A 13,582-nucleotide genomic window follows, 5' to 3' on the forward strand; every position below is an offset into this window, starting at 1 on the left:
TGTCTGGTCAGGCCGTCGTCTTCGGCGCGTACGAGGCGACGATCACGCCGCTCTTGTGCACTCGGGTGTCGACCAGGTCGAACGAGGCCTTGAAATCGCTCAGCGCCACCGTCAGGTTGGCACCGCCCTCCAGCACGGGGTGGATCCAGAACCGGACCTCGTCCACCAGGCCCGCCTTGATCAGCTCGGTGGTGACCGAGCCGAAGCCGTACTGGATGATGTTCTTGCCCTCCTGGGCCTTGAGCGCGCGGACCGCCTCGACCAGGTCGCCCTGGAGCACCTCGGTGTTCTTCCAGGTGGGGTCGGTCAGGGTGGTCGAGGCGACGTACTTCTTGACGTTGTTGAAGAACGCGGCGCCCGTGGTCGGGTCGTTCTCGTCCATGTTCGGCCAGGCGGCGGAAAAGCCGTCGTAGGTGGCCCGACCCATCAGCATCGCGTCGGCCTCGGTGGTCTGCGCCCCGGCGAGGCTGGCGGCCTCCTCGTCGAAGTACGGCATGGTCCACATGGGGTTCTCGATGACGCCGTCGAGGGTGATGTAGGTCGAGTTGATGAGCTTGCGCATCGGAATCTCCTGGGTGTCTGTCGTGTTCTCCGGTGACACCCAGAACTCTGCCGGGACCCGCTTACGATTCGCTTCAGACGCCCTTACCCACGCTGTCACCCGCGTCCGGATCGGTCAGCGGGATGGGCAGCGCCTGCGTGGCCACCGTGCCGCCGCCGGTCGAGTGCGCTGGCGCGGGACGGTCTCCGGTGCGGCTGTGCAGCCGTCCGCGCCCCGCGGGCCCGGCACGCCGGGTCACCTCGACGGTCACCATCCGCACCGGCGGTGGCGGCGCGGTGAAACGCCCGACGCCCCACCGCACCCAGATCGGCACCCGGCCGGCGTCCGCCTCCGCGCGCAACTTCTGCACGGTACGGGCCCGGTCGGTGTGGTCGACCTCCACGACGACCGGCGGGCCATCCGGACGGGCACAGGCCACATCGAGGACCGAGTGTCGCTGCTCCAGCGGCGGCGGCAACGGCAACACGCTGGGCGCGCGCCGGTAGACCCGCCAGCCCTGGGCCTCGGCCCACCGCACCACCGAGTCGATCACCCGGGCGGTGACCTCATCGGTGTCCAGGTCGACGAAGGTCAGATCGGCCAGCCAGCGGCCCAGGTCCGCGGCCAACCTCTCGCCCTGCGCCGTGACCTCCACCGGCGGAGGATATCGCCTCAGCCGACGGTGGTCACGGTCGCGGCAAGGCGCCGGGTCAGCCAGCCGGTGTCGTTGCCGCGGAAGGCGGGCCGGTGCCGCCGGGGGTCGGATCCGGTCGAGAGCGATATACCTCAGAGGCATGAATATGACTCACCGGAATATCGCCCACCGACAAGACCTCCCCGGCACGCCCTGAGCGACCAGGCGGGACCGACGATGTCGGGGTGTCCCACCGGCCTTCGCACCCCGACCTTGCCGACCTGGGCCGACGGTCAGCGCAGGGCGTTGAGCACCAGGTCGGCGTACCGCCGCCACACCGCCGGGTCGCGCTCGTGGAGCACAATGAGCTGCCGGACCGCCCCGCAGAGGATCACCCGGATGTCCATCTCGCCGACGTCCGAGCGGATCTTGCCGGACGTACCGGCCGCCGCCACCAACTGCCCGATCAGGTCGAGGATGCGCGCGGCGGGCACCAGCCTGCCTTCGAAGAAGGCATCGGCGAGGACCCGGTCCCGCGCGAGGCGTCCGAACAGGTCAGGGACGAAGGAACACCATTCCCGGTACGCGTCGGCGCCGTCGAGCGCCGCGCGGGTGCGCTGCTCCAGCTCCTGAAACTGCTGCTGTACGACCGCGACGATGAGGTCTTCCTTGCTGGGGTAGCTGCGGTAGACCGTCGCCCGACCGACTCCGGCCCGCTCCGCCACCTGTGGCACGGTCGCCTGGAGACCCTGCTCGGCGAAGAGTTCGCGGGCGGCCGCGATGACGCGTTCCTGATTACGACGAGCGTCGAGGCGCCGATGGATGGCATCCGGGTCGCTCGCCGTTGACGCGCTGTCGGGTTGGACCATGGTCTCAGTCTGCCCGGCCGGTGCCGTCGGTCAGCAGCGGCTCGTCGCCGTACACCTTGGTGAGCTCGACGTTCAGCACCGTGGCTACCCGGCCGAATGACCAGTATTGACGCTCTCTCCGCCCTAAAGGACGGAGATTCCCTCCACGCTGCGCGTGGAACACGCGGCGTCTGGGTGGATTCCTGCTTCCTCGCGCGGTGCCGGCACGGATGCTGGGCTTACCTGCGCTCCACAGGCGTTTAGGCTCTCGGCGCGTCCCGCCGCGAGGATGTTCTTAGCCGCGTTGATGTCCCGGTCGTGGGCACTGCCGCACGGGCAGCGCCACGCTCGGACGTTGAGTGCCATCTTGTTGGTGACGCGTCCGCAGGACGAGCACATCCGGGTGGACGGGAAGAACCGGTCAACCCGGCCAAACGTGCGCCCGTACCGGATGGCCTTGTACTCCAGCATGCCGGTGAAGCTGGCCCACCCGGCGTCGTGTACGGACTTGGCAAGCCGGGTCCGGCCGAGACCGACGACGCACAGGTCCTCGACATAGATCGCTTGGTTGTCGCGAACGATGGTCGTGGACAGCTTGTGCTGCCAGTCGCGCCGGGTGTCGGCCACCCGGGCGTGCGCCCTGGCGAGTTTCACGACGGCTTTCTTGCGGTTGGCCGAGCCTTTCTGCTTGCGAGACAGTTCCTGGTGCCGCCGCTTGAGTGTGCGGGCGGCGCGGCGCAGAAACTTCGGTGCCATGACCTTCGTGCCGTCCGAGAGCACCGCGAAGTGGGTCAGACCCAAATCAATGCCCACCTCAGACTCGACCGGAGGCAGCGCCTCACCCTCGGCCGTGGTGACGACAAAAGAGGCGAAGTACCGGCCCGCCGCATCCCGGATCACCGTGACCGAGCTGGGCTCGGACGGCAGAGTCCTCGACCAACGCACCGGCACGTCACCGATCTTCGGCAACCGCAGACGCCCGTTGTCCAGAACCTTAAACCGGGAGTTCCTGGTGAACCGGATGGCCTGCCGGTTGTCCTTACGTGACCGATACCGAGGCGGGGCCACCTTGCGACCCTTGCGCTTGCCGGTGACCGAGGCGAAGAAGTTGCGGTACGCGGTATTCAGGTCAGCGAGGGCCTGCTGCAACACCACCGCGGAAACCTCACCCAGCCAGACGCGTTCCTCGGTGGCCTTGGCCCGAGTGATGACCAACTTCGACAAATCGGCATCCGAGACGTACTTCTCACCTCCCGCCCGTGCCTGCTGACGCAAACGCAACCCGTCATTGAAGACCACACGGGCACACCCGAACGCTCGGGCCAGCGCGGTGCACTGGGCGGCGTCCGGGGTAATCCGATAGTTGTAACGCAGCAGCACAACCACCACTGTCCCACGTTGGTCTATGACTGAACCTCACGGCACTCGCACTGGCCGGCACTTGGTTTTCGTTACGAAGGTCCGGCACAAAGTGTTCACCGACACCTGACCCGGATGGAACAGATCATGCGGGACGTGTGCGCCGACTTCGAGGCCGAGCTGGTCGAGTTTAACGGCGACCAACCACGTCCCGAAGATCGCGATCTCCCGCTTGGCGGTGGACCCGTCGGCCATGGTGATCCCGAAAACGTGTCGTTCGGCGTAGTGGAGACCGTCGCGCAGCTCGTCGAGGACGGTCACGGTGCCGCTGACGATCTGAGCGCGTACCCGTGTCACCATCTCGACGAATTCGGCCCGGTCGAGCGTCTTGCCGTCGCTGCGGTGGGTGTAGTCGGGGGCGTAGAACTTGTCCAGCGCCTCGGTCAGGTCGCCACTGAGCAGGTTTGGATAAGCGGGTCCGCCGACCCCGGCAATAACGTGAGCTGCATGTTCACCGCGATCACGCACTCTCAGATCTACGTACTCGACCAGGACAAGGCCCTCGACTTCTACGTCGGCAAGCTCGGCCTCGAGGTCAACGCGGACGTCGACATGGGCTTCATGCGCTGGCTGACCGTCAGCGTCCCCGGCGAGCCGGGGCGCCAGATCCTGCTGGAGAAGCCCGGCCCGCCGGCGATGTCCGAGGAGACCGCACAGGAGGTCCGCGCCCTGGTCACCAAGGGCGCAATGGGCGGCTCACTCATCTTCACCACCGACGACTGCCGCAAGACCTACGAGACGCTCCTGAGCCGGGGGGTCGAGTTCACCGACGAACCCACCGATCGCCCCTACGGGATCGACTGCGGCCTGCGCGACCCCTTCGGCAACAACATCCGCTTCACCCAGTTGAAGTCCTGACGGTCGACGCCGGGGCGGTCGGACCGACCGCCCCGGGCGACGCGACGTGGACGACATCGCCCTTGGTGGTGCGCTACCCGACCCGCCGCACCAACCGGCCGCGGTGGTCGTAGCGTGGGCACATGCGAACCACCACGCTGGGCAGCGCAGGCCCCGAGGTCGGCGTCATCGGCCTCGGCTGCATGGGCATGAGCCACGGATACGACATCACCGGCCCCCGCGACGACGACACGTCGATCTCCGTCATCCGACAGGCACTGGACCTGGGCGCCACACTGATCGACACGTCGGACGTGTACGGGCCGTACACGAACGAGGAACTGGTCGGGCGGGCATTGGCCAGCGGTCACCGGGAGCGGGCCGTTCTGGCGACGAAGGCCGGCCTGGTGGCCACCTCGCCCACCGGCGGTCCCGGCAACTCACCGAAGATCGGCAACAACGGCCGCCCGGAGCACATCCGCTCGGCGATCGACGACAGTCTGCGCCGGCTCGGCACCGACCACGTCGACCTCTACCAACTGCACCGGGTCGACCCGGAGGTGCCCATCGAGGAGTCCTGGGGTGCGATGGCGGAGGTGGTGACCGCGGGCAAGGCGCGGCAGATCGGTCTGTCCGAGGTGACGGTGGCCCAGATCCAGCGGGCCCAGGCGGTGCACCCGGTGGCGTCGGTGCAGTCCGAGTTGTCACTGTGGACCCGCGACCCGCTGGCCGAGGTGCTGCCGTACTGCGTCGAGCAGGGCATTGCCTTCCTGCCGTTCTCCCCGCTCGGTCGCGGCTTCCTCGCCGGCCGGTTCACCTCGTTCGACGATCTGCCCGCCGACGACTTCCGCCGTGGCCTGCCGCGTTTCCAACAGGACGCGCTGCGCGCCAACCTCGCCATCGTCGCCCGGGTCCGGGAGGTCGCCGACCGGGCTGGCGTCAGCCCCGCGCAGGTCGCGCTCGCGTGGGTGGTCGCCCAGGGTGACCAGGTCATTCCGATCCCCGGCACCAAGACCCCGAAGTACCTGGTGGACAACTGCGCCGCCGGCGACGTGCGGCTCAGCGCCGAGGACCTGGCCGACCTCGACGCGCTGCCCGCGCCCGAGGGCGGCCGCTACTGACACGGCGCCGACCGGGGGCGGCCGCCAGGCCGTTCCCGGTCAGTCGGGCCGACGCACCGGCACCGGTGGACCGAACCGCACCCCCACACCGGGCGAGTAGAGCACGCTGACCGGCGGCCCGACCGGTGCCGGCAGCCCGGCGGCGGCGACCAACTCGTCGTCGAGGTGCAGCAGCTCGGCCCGGTGCAGCGGCCAGCGGGGATGCCAGTTCGGCAGGTGCAGCGTGCGCCCGTACGCCCGGGTGTGCAGACCCCAGCGGGCGGTGACGAAGTGCTCCAGAGGGCTCGGCTCGTCGATCCGCTCCCCCACCCGCACCGCCATCCGGCTCGTCGTACCCGCTGGACCGGGCCAGCGTCGACGGCACCGGTAGGTGTAACGGTCACCGTCGCGATCCAACCGCATCGCCGACCAGAGGTACGGCAGCCGTAGCGTCGCCCTGGCGACCAGGACCGGCACCAGGCGGGACGCGTCGAGCGACCGGAAGACCACGGCTCGCCGACCGGTGTCGTCGACGGAGTACAACCGGACGTTGGTCTCTGCGAAGGTGCCGAAATAGGGCACTCCCGGACCCCAACCAAAGCCCAGCCCGACCATCCGAAAGCCGATCAGGCCGACGAGGCTGACCCCGTCGATGGTGTCCGGGTGGGTGCCGACCGGCAGCAGCGGCGCGACGATTTCGGGTGCCACGGCCCAGTGCAGGAAGGCGAGATCCTGCCAGCGCTGCCGCAGGATCGCTCGGGGAAACGTCTGCCGGGGCGCGCAGTCGACCGGCTCGATGTCCACCTCCTCATCCTGCCTCGATGGGTGGCCTCCAGGTGTCGGCCGGGGGCGACGGGTTTTTCCCGGGTGCGCATCCGTCGGACGGTGGTGGATCACTTTTGTTCCTGGTGGGGGGATGGCCAGGGTCACTCCGCCGACCGCCAGCAGAAGTGGACGACGCTCGTCCACTTGGGCTAACTTCGCTGAAGCGGACGACAATCGTCCGGCTACGGCCAACCGGGCGAGGCGGCTCGTGCTCACCCGCGGAAACACCCCAACCTCTACACCCAGCGAAGGATTAATCATGCCCGAGCGCTTCACGAACAAGGTCATTCTGGTCACCGGCGCCACCTCCGGCATGGGGCAGGCCCTCGTGGAACGTGTCGCCGCCGAAGGCGCGAAGGTCGTCCTGGCGGCCCGTGGCGAGGAGGCCGGCGAGGCGCTCGCCGCCACCCTGCGCTCCGCCGGGCGAGACGCGCTCTTCGTGCCGACTGATGTGACGGTCGGAACCGAGATGGAGAAGCTGGTGCAGCGGGCGGTCGATCACTACGGCCGACTCGACGGCGTGTTCAACAACGTCGGCGCGGCCACCGCGATCGGCCCGATCACCGAGATCGGCCACGACGCCTGGACCGCCGAGATGGCGCTCAACCTGAGCAGCGTCTTCTTCGGACTCAGGTACCAGATCCCCGCGCTGCAGGCCTCCGGCGGCGGCTCGATCGTGAACAACGCCTCCGTCAGCGGTGTCACCGGCTCTGCCGGCATGGCCTCCTACAGCGCCGCCAAGCATGGCGTGGTCGGGCTCACCCGCTCGGCGGCACTCGAGGTGGCCGCCACGGGCGTACGGATCAACGCCCTCGTCACCGGTGGCGTGGACACCCCTCTGCTACGGCGCAACCTGGGCCCGAACCCGGACGAGGCGCTCCAGATGGGCAACGCCATGCACCCCGTCGGACGGATCGGGCGACCCGACGAGATCGCCGCGCTGGCGGCCTTCCTGCTGAGCGACGAAGCCCCGTTCATCACTGGCGCCGCGCTCGCGATCGATGGCGGCCTGACCGCCGCGTGACGACCCACCGCCACCACCTCCCCTGAAGGAACACGATGCCCACTCGTCACACCGCACCGAACTCGCAGCGGTGGAAAGCCCTGTTGTTCATCTCCATCGCCCAACTGATGGTCGTTCTCGACGGCGCCGTCATGAACATCGCTCTCCCCTCGGCCCAGCAGGCGCTGCACTTCACCGACGGAAGTCGTCAGTGGGTGGTCACCGCGTACGGTCTGGCCTTCGGTGGTCTCCTGCTGGTCGGGGGCCGGATCGGCGACATGGTGGGACGCAAGCGGGTCTTCCTGGTCGCCCTGGCGGGCTTCGCGATCGCCTCGGCGATCGGCGGCCTGGCGGCCAACGCGGAGATGCTGCTGATCGCCCGGGCGTTGCAGGGAGCCTTCGCGGCCCTGCTCGCGCCGGCCGCGCTCTCGCTGATCTCCCTGTCGTTCACGCAGCCCCGGGAACGGGCGAAGGCCTTCGGTGTGTTCGCCGCGGTCTCGATCGCCGGTGGCGCCGTCGGTCTGATCGCCGGTGGTCTGCTCACTCAGTACCTGAACTGGCGTTTCGCGATGTTCATCCTGGTTCCGATCGCGGTCATCGGGATCCTGGGCGCCATCTCCACCGTGCACGACAACGGTGCGCGACACCGTTCCCGGCTCGACATTCCCGGTGTGGTGCTGGCCAGCCTCGGTCTCGTCGGTCTGGTCGCCGGCTTCAGCGCCGCGGAGAGCCACGGTTGGTTGGCGGGTCCGACCATCGGGTCCTTCGTCGTCGGCGTGCTGCTCCTGGCGGCCTTCGTCGTGGTGCAGTCGCGGGTGAAGGCTCCGCTGCTCCCGCTGCGAGTCCTGAGCGAACGCAACCGGGCCGCCGCCTACCTGTCGGTGGGTCTCGCCATTGTCAGCATGTTCGGGATGTTCCTCCTGCTGAGCTACTACTTCCAGCAGGTCAAGGGATGGTCGCCGGTCATGGCCGGACTGGCGTTCATGCCGATGGCGGTGCTGCAGGCCCTCGGGGCCACACAGGTCGGCGCCCGGCTAGCGCACCGGATCGCGCCGCGGCCGATCATGGTGGGCGGTTACCTCGTCAGCGCGGCCGGACTCGTGCTGCTCGCCCTGCTCGACGCCGACAGCAGCTTCCTGGAGATCGCGATCGCCGAGGCGGTGGTCGGCATCGGCATCGGCACCGCGTTCATGCCCGCGATGAGCATCTCCACCCACGGTGTCGAGCCCACCGACGTCGGTGTCGCCTCCGCGATGATCAGCTCGTCGCAACAGGTCGGAGGGTCGATCGGTGTCGCGTTGCTCAACACCGTCGCGACCAGTTCCGCCGCCTCCTACCTGGTCACCCACGGTGGTACGGCAGCGCCCGTCCACGTCCAGAACCAGGCGCTGATGCACGGCTACTCGGCCGCGTACTGGCTGGCCACCATCTTCGTCGTGGCCGCGGCCCTGGTCTCCGCGATCCTGGTGAACGCGGGCGCACCGGAACACCTTCCGACCCCGGCGGTGGACGACGTCGCCCTGGACGCCGTCCCGCTGCCCGCCCATTGAGCGGCGGGTCGGCTGGGCGATCGTCGAGATCGTCGCCGCGTCAGCTCCCGACTCTCCTGAGGGCCGGGAGCTGACCCGCATCCATCGGCGCACAGCCGGTGGGCCGACGGCCAACAATCGGACGACTGGCGTCCGCTTGTGCTACGCTTTCCGGATGCCCGATCTGGACCCGGCGTCCGGCGTTCGTGCGGACGCGCGACACAACCGACGCCAGCTGATCATCGCGACGAGGGAGGCGATCGCCGCCCGCGGGCTCGACGTCTCGGCCCTGGACATCGCAACCGCCGCCGGCGTGGGAGTAGGCACCCTGTACCGGCGCTTCGGCACCAAGGAAGCGCTGCTCGACTACGCCGTGCTCGGCCTCTACGACGAATTGTGCGACACCGCACGGGCCTGTCTGGAGCGCCCCGATCCGTGGGACGGGATGGTGGAGTTCGTGCTGGAGCTGGCCGGCGCCCACCGGGACAGCCGTGGCCTGGCCGAGGTCACCGCAGCCTGCGAACGGCCACCGACACCCGAGCTCGCGCAGCGCACCGTCGCGCTGCAGGAGGCCATCACCCAACTGACCGACCGCGCACACGCGGCGGGTGCTCTCCGTGCCGACGTGACCTGGCCGGACGTCCTGCTCTGCTCACGCGCCGCGCTGGACACCGACCACTGCCTCGGCGTCGACGCGGGGCCCGACGGGTGGCGACGAGTCATCATGATCCTGCTCGACGGCATGCGCGCCCCTGCGCGCACCCCTCTGCCGGGGCCGCCACCGCAGGTCCGCCCAGCGTAGGCACTGCGCGCAGGGCGGTTCCAGGCGAGCGGAGAAGCCGCGCCCGGGCGGACGCCCTCAGGCGTGCGGGCCGATGGCAACCGTGCCGATCGTCAGCGACGGCTTTCCTTCCAGGATCTCCCCGACCCGCTCGACCTCCTCTTCCAACGCCTGCCGGCAACCGGTGCCGAGCGCCCGCAACGGCTCGACCGTGACGCGGATCGTGCGCCCGGAACGACGCTGGTGCCACACTCCGGCGACCGTCCCGTCGATCAGCAGCACCGGATAGTTGCCGGCCTGCCCGCCCGCCAGCGCACGCTCGGCGGCGGCACCGGGAAAGAGCTGCTCGCGCGGGTGGCAGCCGACCGCGTACGCATCGAAGTAGGGCAGTAGTCGCAACCCGGACGGCCGGTCGTCCGGGAATTCGGTGTCGCCGGCGACCACCCACGCCCGCGTGCCGGCCACGGTGACCTCGGCCAGATCCGACGACCTGAACACCCCGGTCGCCCACCGCTCGGGCACCGAGAGCCACTGGGCGAACTGGGCCGGGGTGGCCGGCCCGTACGCGTACAGGTAGCGGCGGACGAGTTCGGCCAGCGCCGCCGGGCCGGCCATCGGCGCGAACCCGGGCAGCCAGCGGGCCGGGCTGGTGTAGGTGGTGGCGCGTCCCCGGTTCGGGCCGTGGCACATGACCCCACTCCGGGTGGCAGCGGCCATCGCGGCGATCCACCGCGGCCACCTGTCCTGGAACGCCTCCATGACCCGCTCGCCCGCCCAGGCGCCGGTCCGGGCGACGATCTCCTCGGTCAACTCGTCGGTCGTCAGCTCGGCCTCGGCCAGCGCGTCGGCGATGGCCGCGAGGACCTGCTCGGTCTGCTGGGGAGTCAACAGGGCCCTGCTCCGCTCCCACGACGGGGTGGGCATCGCGGTCAGCGCGCCGGCCCACATCGGCAGGTCGGCTGCGGTGAGCAGGTGCACGGTCCCGCGCGGCCCACGGCTCTTGACCAGGGTGCGATCACTCCACAGTGCCCGGCGCACCAGAGCACGGGTGGCTCCCGGGACCCGCAGCCCGACGGACAACTCGGCGGCGGAGGCGACCTGGGCGTGGGCGCCGCACATCGCCGACACCACGTCGGCGAGGCGTTCGGCGTCCGGTGCGACGTCCGGGGCGGACGACGCCGAGGCGGAGAGCCCGTGCCGCGCCAGACGTCGGGCGAACACCTGCGCCCAGCTCACGTCGGTCATCACAGGCTCGCGCAGCGGGCGGGGATGCCGGTCGCGCGCGACCACGGGCCTTCTGGGGCGCACGTCTTCATGCGGCCCACGCTACGACCGACGTACGTCACTTTCCGCCCGCCGTCACCGGCGCCCGGGTACCCCCGCGGTACTGGCCTGGCCGGCGGCCCGATCACCCGTCGTAGGCTGGTAGAGGCGGCGACATCGAGCAAAACACCCGAAACGCCGCAGGTGGAACGCCCCGGGACGAGCAAGGAGGACGTACGCGTGACGCAGAGTGACGCGGAGCTGGTCGTGCTCGCACAGGCGGGAGACGCGGCCGCGCTCGGTGCGCTGCTGGCCCGTCACGAGGCCTCGATGCGAGCCGTCGCACTGAGCATCCTCGGTTACGGACCCGACGCCGAGGACGCGGTGCAGGACGCGATGGTGGTGGCGTTACGCCGCATCGGCGAGGTCCGCGACCCGGCCGCCGTCGGCCCGTGGTTGCGAACCATCGTCCGCAACAACAGTCGGATGACGTTGCGCGGGCCCCGAGCCGTCCCGGTCGCCGAGCCGGAGTGGTTCGCTGGCCCCGCCGACACGCCAACCCCCGAGGAGGCACTGGACCGGGGCGCGATGCGCGACTGGGTGTGGCACGCACTCGGGCAGCTGTCCGAACCTGACCGGCTGGTCACCCTGCTGCGCTACTTCAGCGACGCGTCCTCGTACGAGCAGATCGCGGCCGTGTGCGGCGTGCCGGTCGGCACCGTCCGCAGCCGCCTCAGCCACGCCCGCCGTGCGCTCGCCGGCGGCCTCCGGACGGCGGCGAGCGCGGCACACACCGACGTCACCGCGTCGAGCGACTCGCGGTGGCGGGAGGGACGCGACATGATCGCCACGGCGATGGGCGGCGACTTCGACCGGGTGGTCCGCGAGAGCTGGTGGCCGGATGCCGAGATGGTCGTGCCGGGTGGCCCGCGCGGCGGCCGTGATCTGGCTGTCAACGGCATGAACCGCGACCTGACGGCCGGGGTACGCCAGCGGCTGCGCAACGTCGTGGCCAGCGGCGACGTGCTGATCTGGGAAACCGACCTGATCAGCCCGCCCGACGACCCGGAGCACTGCCCACCAGCGGCACTGTGGTTGCAGGTGCTGCGCGAGGGCCGGGTGCGTCAACTCACCCTCTTCCACCCCGTCGCGGCGCGGGCGATCCGCCAGCCCGCCCTGGTCTGAGAAAAACTTTTCGGATCGAGCGAACTTTCTCCCCGACCCACGCATCTGGTTCGCGTCATTGACCAGTCGCCGTGTCGGCACACGCCGCGCGGGTCTTGCGATCGGGAGATAGCTCATGGGTTCCACCAGCCACGACGTCAGTGCCCTCGCACCGGGTGCCCACACGTTCCTCGTCGACGGCGTTCGGCAGGTCTACCACGTCGCCGGCAACGGTCCGGTGTGCGTGGCGCACTCCGGCGGCCCCGGCATCGAGTGGGCGTATCTGCGGACGCCCAACCTGGAAGAGCACTTCACGATGGTGTACGTCGAGCCGGTGGGTACGGGCGCCTCGGGGCGCCTCGACAACCCCGACGACTACCGTCTCGACACGTATGTCCGGTTCCTCGACGCGGTCGTCGAGCACCTCGACGCACCTCGGGTGTACCTCCTCGGGCACTCGCACGGCGGTTTCGTCATCCAGCGGTACGCGCTCGCACACCCGGAGCGGGTCGCCGGTCTCGCCCTGTACGACACCTCGCCCGTCACCGGCGGCGAGTTCTGGGCCGAGGCGATGGCCGGGCTCGCCGCGTACCCGCAGCGGCACCCGGACCGGCCGGAGGCGGCGGCGATCCCGGCCGCCTTCGGGCAGATCGGTGCTGCCACCGACGACGAGTCGTTGGGCACCGCCCTGCGCGCCGCCCTTCCGGTCTACTTCGCGGACTTCTGGGGCCGACAGGACGAATTCGCACCGTTTCAGGCCGCCGTCCGGATCTGGTCGGTGCCGGCGGGCGCGCAGGACCCGACGCCCTTCGACGTACGGGAGAGCCTGGCTGAGATCACCGCGCCCGCCGTGGTGATCGTCGGGAAGTACGACTTCATCTGCCCCCCACGCCGCGCCGAGGAACTGCACGCGGGCCTCAAGGACTCGCGGCTGGTGCAGCTGGAGCACAGCGGGCACTTCGGGCACATCGAGCAGCCGGCGGAGTTCACCCAGGCCGTGGTGGAGCTGCTGCAGCGCTGACTCTCGCCCGGCACCGTGCCCCCGAGGTCCGTTCGTCACAGCGGGCAGGCCCCGGGGTGCGGCAGCGTTGGACAGCCATAGGGTTGATCCCTTGCCGCACTGTGACGAAGAGGAGACCGCCATGAGCCAGACCGAGCGGATTGATTCCGTCGACGAGTGGAACGTGGCCGAGGATGACGGAGTCCTGGACGCGTCCGACACTCTGGACGACAGCCGGGTCGGTGACCCACTCGACACCGGCATCGTCGCCGAGGACCACTGGACGGCGGCGAACCGGTTCGGCACCACGCCGGCCGAGGAGCGGGCGGGCGAGTCTTTGGCGCAGCACCTCGCCCAGGAGGTGCCCGACGTCGACCCGTACGCCGAGGACGGCGACGACGAGGACGAGCTGACCCGCCGGGGGTACGAGGCCGAGGCACGCGCGGGCCGTCTCGTCGCGTACGACGAGGGCGTTCGTGAGGATGACGAAGCCGAGTCGGTGGCGTGGGACGCCGGGATCGACGCGGGTGCCGCCAGCGCGGAGGAGGCGGCGGTCCACGTGGTCGAGGATCCGGACGGCTCCGGCGACGGCCCGTTGCGCTGACGCCCAGCCGCCGCGCTCGACTCCTCCTGAGGGT

General features: G+C 70.0%; 15 protein-coding genes. 8 read left to right on the top strand and 7 right to left on the bottom strand.

The genetic code is table 11. The features are described from left to right. Positions 1-7: 7 nt before the first annotated feature. The 5 genes from JOD64_RS01135 to JOD64_RS01155 form a co-directional block, all read right to left on the bottom strand. The gene (locus JOD64_RS01135; RefSeq protein WP_204940448.1) at positions 8-562 is read right to left on the bottom strand and encodes a dihydrofolate reductase family protein; all 555 of its coding nucleotides are present in this window, start codon (positions 560-562) and stop codon (positions 8-10) included. A 73-nt stretch (positions 563-635) separates the two neighbouring features. Then, on the bottom strand, positions 636-1,196 hold the full coding sequence (locus JOD64_RS01140; RefSeq protein ID WP_307813149.1) for a hypothetical protein: 561 nt from the start codon (positions 1,194-1,196) through the stop codon (positions 636-638). A gap of 272 nt (positions 1,197-1,468) precedes the next feature. Next, the gene (locus tag JOD64_RS01145; RefSeq protein ID WP_204940449.1) at positions 1,469-2,044 is read right to left on the bottom strand and encodes a TetR/AcrR family transcriptional regulator; all 576 of its coding nucleotides are present in this window, start codon (positions 2,042-2,044) and stop codon (positions 1,469-1,471) included. A gap of 123 nt (positions 2,045-2,167) precedes the next feature. Then, positions 2,168-3,403, bottom strand: coding sequence for an RNA-guided endonuclease InsQ/TnpB family protein (locus JOD64_RS01150; RefSeq protein ID WP_204940450.1), 1,236 nt, complete (start codon positions 3,401-3,403; stop codon positions 2,168-2,170). Positions 3,404-3,439: 36 nt separating this feature from the next. Further along, positions 3,440-3,910: a hypothetical protein gene (locus JOD64_RS01155; protein ID WP_204940451.1), complete on the bottom strand. Its 471-nt coding sequence runs from the start codon at positions 3,908-3,910 to the stop codon at positions 3,440-3,442. On the opposite strand from JOD64_RS01155, the gene JOD64_RS01160 reads away from it, so the two are divergent. Continuing rightward, a complete protein-coding gene (locus tag JOD64_RS01160) occupies positions 3,890-4,300 on the top strand; it encodes a VOC family protein (protein ID WP_204940452.1) in 411 nt (136 codons plus the stop codon). The two genes, JOD64_RS01155 and JOD64_RS01160, sit on opposite strands and share 21 nt — an antisense overlap. A 122-nt stretch (positions 4,301-4,422) precedes the next feature. After that, positions 4,423-5,400 carry an aldo/keto reductase gene (locus tag JOD64_RS01165; protein WP_204940453.1) on the top strand — a complete coding sequence of 326 codons (978 nt, stop codon included), beginning with the start codon at positions 4,423-4,425 and terminating at the stop codon, positions 5,398-5,400. 39 nt (positions 5,401-5,439) lie between these two features. Here JOD64_RS01165 and JOD64_RS01170 read toward each other — a convergent pair whose 3' ends face one another. Next, positions 5,440-6,183 carry a YqjF family protein gene (locus JOD64_RS01170; protein ID WP_204940454.1) on the bottom strand — a complete coding sequence of 248 codons (744 nt, stop codon included), beginning with the start codon at positions 6,181-6,183 and terminating at the stop codon, positions 5,440-5,442. Positions 6,184-6,463: 280 nt separating this feature from the next. Here JOD64_RS01170 and JOD64_RS01175 point away from each other — a divergent pair, with 280 nt between their 5' ends. From JOD64_RS01175 to JOD64_RS01185, 3 genes are all read left to right on the top strand, one after another. Beyond that, the gene (locus JOD64_RS01175; protein ID WP_204940455.1) at positions 6,464-7,228 is read left to right on the top strand and encodes an SDR family NAD(P)-dependent oxidoreductase; all 765 of its coding nucleotides are present in this window, start codon (positions 6,464-6,466) and stop codon (positions 7,226-7,228) included. A gap of 35 nt (positions 7,229-7,263) precedes the next feature. Next, complete coding sequence (locus JOD64_RS01180) at positions 7,264-8,757, top strand: MFS transporter (protein ID WP_204940456.1); 1,494 nt, start codon at positions 7,264-7,266, stop codon at positions 8,755-8,757. Positions 8,758-8,911: 154 nt separating this feature from the next. Next, positions 8,912-9,538: a TetR/AcrR family transcriptional regulator gene (locus tag JOD64_RS01185; protein ID WP_204940457.1), complete on the top strand. Its 627-nt coding sequence runs from the start codon at positions 8,912-8,914 to the stop codon at positions 9,536-9,538. Between the two features lie 57 nt (positions 9,539-9,595). On the opposite strand, the gene JOD64_RS01190 is transcribed toward JOD64_RS01185, so the two are convergent. After that, positions 9,596-10,762, bottom strand: coding sequence for a winged helix DNA-binding domain-containing protein (locus tag JOD64_RS01190; RefSeq protein ID WP_239559315.1), 1,167 nt, complete (start codon positions 10,760-10,762; stop codon positions 9,596-9,598). Between the two features lie 258 nt (positions 10,763-11,020). Between JOD64_RS01190 and JOD64_RS01195 the strand changes: the two genes are divergently transcribed. From JOD64_RS01195 to JOD64_RS01205, 3 genes are all read left to right on the top strand, one after another. After that, the gene (locus tag JOD64_RS01195) at positions 11,021-11,965 is read left to right on the top strand and encodes an RNA polymerase sigma factor (RefSeq protein ID WP_204940458.1); all 945 of its coding nucleotides are present in this window, start codon (positions 11,021-11,023) and stop codon (positions 11,963-11,965) included. 115 nt (positions 11,966-12,080) lie between these two features. Next, the gene (locus JOD64_RS01200) at positions 12,081-12,965 is read left to right on the top strand and encodes an alpha/beta fold hydrolase (RefSeq protein WP_204940459.1); all 885 of its coding nucleotides are present in this window, start codon (positions 12,081-12,083) and stop codon (positions 12,963-12,965) included. 121 nt (positions 12,966-13,086) lie between these two features. Further along, the gene (locus tag JOD64_RS01205) at positions 13,087-13,548 is read left to right on the top strand and encodes a DUF5709 domain-containing protein (protein ID WP_204940460.1); all 462 of its coding nucleotides are present in this window, start codon (positions 13,087-13,089) and stop codon (positions 13,546-13,548) included. Positions 13,549-13,582: the final 34 nt, after the last annotated feature.

The sequence above is a fragment of the Micromonospora luteifusca genome, from assembly GCF_016907275.1.
Classification (GTDB): Bacteria; Actinomycetota; Actinomycetes; order Mycobacteriales; family Micromonosporaceae; genus Micromonospora; species Micromonospora luteifusca.